Raw genomic sequence first — 5,678 nt, forward strand, 5'->3', positions numbered from 1 at the left:
ACGATGGAACCCCAATTTTTCAGCCTTCATTCCCATAATGAAGCCGAATTTGTTTCCAAATTAACCCCTGAATTTTTTAATGCTAATGTTGTTTATGTGAGTGATGCGGGGATGCCGGGGATCAGTGATCCGGGGCAGATGTTGATCCACTATTGCATCGAGCACAAAATTGCATACGATGTTTTGCCGGGGGCAAATGCGGTACTGACCGCATTCGTCGCCAGCGGATTCGTCCAAACGAAAATGCTCTTTTTCGGCTTTTTGCCTCACAAAGGAAATGACCGATCAGCTGCATTGCAAGAAGCATTGTTCAACGGATACACGACGGTATTGTACGAAGCGCCGACACGGTTGGAGAAACTTTTAGGCGAAATAGCGATTGCAGCACCGACACGGCAGGTCTTTTTAGCCAAAGAGTTGACGAAACGGTATCAGCGGTTTTATCGGGGAGTTGCTTCGGAGCTGATCCCTCAAATGGAAAAAGAGATTCGAGGTGAATGGGTTGTGGTGATCGAAGCCTCCGAAGGGAAAAGCGCATCGCTCAGCGAACAGGATATTTTAGCCCTTGATATCCCTAAAAAAGCGGCTTCAAAACTGATCGCAAAAATTACGGGAGAAAATCCCAAAGAGTGCTATACGCGTCTCATGAAATCTTAGGATATAATACATCATGCTTATTTATGGAAAACAACCGGTTTATTACGCAATTGAACGTCATAAGGATCGTATAAAGATCCTATATTTGGCAAAAGAGGTCGATAAGAAGGAATATTCGTTGCTCATGAAAATGGGTTTTGAGATCAAGCGAATCCCCGAAAAAGCGGCGCAGTCGATGGTCAAGGGGGGAAATCATCAGGGTTATATCGCTGAAATTTCCCAAATTGTTCCGTATGCTTCCCCTTTCTTGAAAAAATGCGATTTTATCGTGATCCTCAGCTCTATTACCGACATGGGAAATATCGGATCACTCATTCGCAGTGCTTATGCGCTAGGGGTGGATGCGATTGTTATCAGCGGGATTAAAGAGCCGAATTTTGAACCGATGATCCGAACCAGCAGCGGTGCGGCACTTGATATGCCGCTTGTTGTGATTCACAATATTCATGATGTTCTTCATGAGTTGAAGCAATCGGGATTTCAAATTTATGGCGCGGTGATGGACGGGAACGACATTCGCGAAACGACGTTCGCTACTAAACGTGCTTTGGTATTAGGAAACGAAGGGGAAGGTTTGAGCGGACGTGTCCAAAAAAGCCTTGATGTCGGTATTTCTATCCCTATGGCACATGATTTTGATTCTTTGAATGTCGGCGTTGCCGGCGCAATTTTGATGGAGAGAATGAGATGAAACTATGTAAAACATTTGAAGATTTACAGGCGCTCGGGATAGAAAAAATCCATGAACAAACCCATATTTCCCGTGATAAGATCGAACTCGTAATGAGTAAAGCCTATGCAGAGATCGGGCGTGTTCAGTTTATGGGGTATATATCGATTCTGGAGCGTGAATACGGTATTGATTTGAGTGGAATAAAAGAAGAGTATACGGCATTTTATCAAAACAATGCCGCGATGCTCGCTCCGAAAGCATCGGTGATTTTACAAGCAACCTCCAACTCCAAGCCAAAATGGGTTTTAGCGGGACTGGCTACAATCGGACTTTTGATCGGGGGGGGATATTTATTACAAGGCAAACTTTCAACCTCCCCTCAAGAAGAGGTGCTGAAACTTACAACATCAGAGCTTGAAGTGGTGAACGAGGTCAAAGATGTAAACGTCAGTGATACCAATGAGACGAACATTACGTTGCCTGTTGCACTGCCGGTAGTAACCGCTGATGTCAACAAGAGTGTCAAACCGATTAAGCCTTTGATCTCGTCCAAAGAGCTCAGTATTCTTCCAAAGTACAAAGTGTGGTACGGGATGATTGATACGGCAAGCGGTGTAAAAACTCAAAACATTACTAAAGATCCTATTCTTATTGATACGACCAAAAGTTTGTTGATTATTATGGGTCACGGAAGGGTTGAAATCCAATACCCTGAGGGGAAAACACTACTTGATGATAAAAATACGGTCTATTTCCTTTGTGAGCAAGGTTCTTTGAAACAAATTACTCAAAAAGAGTTTATGGAACGCAACGGCGGGAAAAACTGGTAAAAATTCGGTGATCAAACACCTCTCTCTTCTCTTTTGTGCCCCCCTCCTCCTATTGGGAGGATCTATGAATACCCATATTACTTTTAGCGGCGAGCCTACTGCGAGTATCCGCACCATCACTCACGCGTTTAACGCTATAGGGTACAAACTAGACGTTAATAGTTTGAGTATTGAAAAAAATAGGGGTGAACTGAGCGCAACGGCAGTAGGGAACAAAGTGTTTAATGCTAGCGCGTTGGGGGAAAATCTCAAAGAGCAGGGGATCGTGATTGAGAAAGCTCATTTGGATGCCAAAGGGGTTGTTTTGGAGCTCAATACCCAAAATGCTCTCTGGAATATCCCTTTACTGGAGGGAGATGATGGGGCTGAACTAAAGCGTCTTAGTACTTCTCAGTGGTTTCGTATTGAAAAGGTGCAAAGTATTCATATTCAACCCCCTTATGCGGGTAAATGGTACCCTGATGTTAGCGTTTTAGACACAAATATGGAAGTTCTCTCCTCACTTCGATCTCTAAAATCTGAAGAGGAGCTCACATTTGAGCTCCCGCAAGGGACACGATATCTTAAAATTTCCAACACTCAGGGGATGAAAGTACTCAAAGAGGGGCTGTGGATTGAGTCGGTGAGTTCCGAGCGCTAATGCGCTCTTATAGTTAAACTAAGCCTCTTATGTTAAAATGGCGCAATTTTTTAATCACAGGTTGTAGCCATGTTTGATGAAATCCAATTTGACCGGATTAAACGCCTCCCGAAATACGTATTTGCCGAAGTAAATGAGCTTAAAATGGCGCGTAGACGCTCCGGTGCCGACGTTATCGATTTTAGTATGGGAAACCCTGATGGGGATACTCCTGAGCATATTCGCAAAAAATTGGTTGAATCAGCAGAAAAAACCAAAACACACGGCTATTCGGTGTCCAAAGGGATTCCGAAACTTCGCCAAGCGATTTGCGATTGGTATAAAAATCGTTACGATGTCGATCTCGATCCCGATACCGAAGCGGTCGCAACGATGGGTTCCAAAGAGGGATATGCTCATTTAGCGTATGCTATCACCAATCCGGGGGATGTTGTTGTTGTCCCTGATCCTACCTATCCGATCCACTCGTATGGCTTTATTTTAGCGGGCGGAAACGTTCAAAAAATGAAACTTCCGTTCGATGAAGATTACAAAGTGGATGAAGATCTATTTTTCGAACGTTTGGAAGAGGCATTTCATGTCTCCTTTCCAAAACCAAAATATGTGGTTGTAAACTTTCCTCATAATCCGACAACCGCAACGGTAACACCGGAGTTTTATGTTCGTCTTGTAGAGATGGCAAAACGGGAACGTTTTTATGTTATCAGTGACATTGCGTACGGTGATCTGACGTTTGACGGTTACAAAACTCCATCGATCCTCTCCGTTCCGGGGGCGAAAGATGTTGCCGTTGAAGCGTTCACCCTCTCAAAAAGCTACAACATGGCGGGATGGCGTGTCGGTTTCTTCGTCGGAAATGCAAAACTCATCGGTGCACTCCAAAAGATCAAAAGCTGGTTGGATTATGGGATGTTCACCCCGATCCAAGTAGCCGCTACCATCGCTTTGACGGGCGATCAAGCGTGCGTTCAAGAGATTACCGATAAATACGACCATCGCCAAAATATTTTGATTGATGCGTTTAACCGTGCAGGATGGCCGGTTCGCCGTAATCAGGCATCGATGTTCGTTTGGGCAAAAATCCCTGAATGCGCACTTCACATGGGAAGTTTAGAATTTTCAAAACGTCTATTGGTGGAAGCCAATGTCGCGGTAGCACCGGGGATCGGATTTGGTGATTACGGAGATGAGTATGTCCGTATCGCATTGATCGAAAATGATCAGCGTATCCGTCAAGCGGCTAAAAATATTAAACAATTTTTGAGCACTTTGAATGCCAAGGTGAGCGAGTGACACGAGTCGGCGTTATCGGTGTCGGTACGGTAGGGCGTGCCGTCGTTCAAATCCTAGAAGAGAATAAAACGATTATCACGGCACGTTCAGGGGATGAGATTGTCGTTAAAAGCGGAGTCGTGCGTGACCTCTCAAAAGTCTCTGATCTCTCAATCACCCTCTCCCAAAATCCGTATGATGTTGTGGATGATCCCGAAATCGATATCGTCGTTGAGTTGATGGGGGGAGTAGAACTTCCCCTTGAGATTGTTAAAAAAGCTCTCCAAAACGGCAAAGCAGTGGTTACGGCGAATAAAGCTTTGTTGGCGTATCACCGCTATGAGCTTCAAGAGATTGCGGGAGATATACCGTTTGAGTTTGAAGCGAGTGTTGCGGGGGGAATCCCGATCATCAATGCATTGCGAGACGGACTCTCTGCAAACCATATCCTCTCGATCATGGGGATTATGAACGGTACGTGTAACTTTATGCTCACCAAAATGATGAACGAGGGAGCTTCGTTTGAGAAAGTTTTAGCCGAAGCTCAGGCACTCGGATACGCGGAAGCCGATCCGACGTTTGATATCGGTGGATTCGATGCGGCACACAAACTCCTTATTCTGGCATCTATCGCGTACGGTATCGATGCGAAACCCGAAGATATTTTGATTGAGGGGATCGAGGGGATAACCCCTGCGGACATCGCTTTTGCCAAAGAGTTCGGATACACAATCAAACTTTTAGGGATTGCCAAGCGCGACGAGGGTGAAGTTGAGCTCCGTGTTCATGCGGCATTGGTTAAAGAAGAGGCGATGATCGCTAAAATCGACGGTGTTATGAACGGGATCAGTGTCGTCGGTGATCGTGTCGGTGAAACTCTCTATTACGGTCCGGGTGCGGGCGGTAACGCAACGGCGAGTGCAGTAGTTGCTAATATCATCGATATTGTCCGCTCCGGCAAACGCTCTCCGATGCTCGGGTTTAACCATCCGCTTGAAGAGGGGCTTCGTCTTAAAAATAGTGACGATATTTGTTCTAAATATTATCTCCGTCTCCGTGTTTCGGATAAACCGGGGATATTGGCACAAATTACACGCCTTTTTGCCGATCACTCCATCTCAATCGAAGCAGTCATCCAACGCCCATCTGAGAGTGAATGTGCTCACTTGCTGTTTGCGACCCATGAAGCAACCGAGAGAGCGATTCATCAATTGATGGAGCAGCTTGAAGGGTTGGATGCTGTCCTCGAATCTCCTTTTATGATTCGAATTGTGTAATCACAATCTGAATCCTACTTCTATTTTATACCTTAATAAAACTTTAACCTATACTGCTGTATCATACGCGTCCACTTTGCCCTATCGGACAAATAAAATTGAATGTTTATAACTGCGTTTAATCGTAGTTACAAGTATTGGTGTGATCAATTTCCACCTACGAGAAGCAAGTGATTTAAATCAACGGAGCCTACCGATGAAAGTACGTTCTTCAGTGAAGAAAATGTGCGATGATTGTAAAGTCATCAAGCGTAAAGGGATTGTGCGCGTAATCTGCAAAACCCCAAAACATAAACAAAGACAAGGATAAGCATGGCACGTATTGCTGG

The 5,678-nt window shown here is 44.9% G+C and carries 7 protein-coding genes; all 7 read left to right on the plus strand.

Going from position 1 to position 5,678, the window contains the following annotated elements:
* A partial coding sequence (rsmI, locus tag JZU62_RS07630) for a 16S rRNA (cytidine(1402)-2'-O)-methyltransferase (RefSeq protein ID WP_295013480.1) occupies positions 1–657 on the plus strand: 657 nt, incomplete at its 5' end.
* Between the two features lie 13 nt (positions 658–670).
* Positions 671–1,348 carry a 23S rRNA (guanosine(2251)-2'-O)-methyltransferase RlmB gene (rlmB, locus tag JZU62_RS07635; protein WP_295013482.1) on the plus strand — a complete coding sequence of 226 codons (678 nt, stop codon included), beginning with the start codon at positions 671–673 and terminating at the stop codon, positions 1,346–1,348.
* The gene (locus JZU62_RS07640) at positions 1,345–2,160 is read left to right on the plus strand and encodes a hypothetical protein (RefSeq protein WP_295013484.1); all 816 of its coding nucleotides are present in this window, start codon (positions 1,345–1,347) and stop codon (positions 2,158–2,160) included. The genes rlmB and JZU62_RS07640 overlap by 4 nt, the downstream gene beginning before the upstream one ends.
* Before the next feature lie 64 nt (positions 2,161–2,224).
* Positions 2,225–2,800 carry a hypothetical protein gene (locus JZU62_RS07645; RefSeq protein WP_295013486.1) on the plus strand — a complete coding sequence of 192 codons (576 nt, stop codon included), beginning with the start codon at positions 2,225–2,227 and terminating at the stop codon, positions 2,798–2,800.
* A 69-nt stretch (positions 2,801–2,869) separates the two neighbouring features.
* Positions 2,870–4,093, plus strand: a complete 1,224-nt coding sequence (locus JZU62_RS07650) for an LL-diaminopimelate aminotransferase (protein ID WP_295013488.1) — start codon at positions 2,870–2,872, stop codon at positions 4,091–4,093.
* A complete protein-coding gene (locus JZU62_RS07655) occupies positions 4,090–5,349 on the plus strand; it encodes a homoserine dehydrogenase (RefSeq protein ID WP_295013490.1) in 1,260 nt (419 codons plus the stop codon). The genes JZU62_RS07650 and JZU62_RS07655 overlap by 4 nt, the downstream gene beginning before the upstream one ends.
* Before the next feature lie 196 nt (positions 5,350–5,545).
* Positions 5,546–5,659 carry a 50S ribosomal protein L36 gene (gene rpmJ, locus JZU62_RS07660; RefSeq protein WP_013461154.1) on the plus strand — a complete coding sequence of 38 codons (114 nt, stop codon included), beginning with the start codon at positions 5,546–5,548 and terminating at the stop codon, positions 5,657–5,659.
* Positions 5,660–5,678 lie beyond the last annotated feature (19 nt).

It is taken from the genome of Sulfuricurvum sp. (assembly GCF_019163035.1).
In the GTDB taxonomy this organism is placed as follows: Bacteria; Campylobacterota; Campylobacteria; order Campylobacterales; family Sulfurimonadaceae; genus Sulfuricurvum.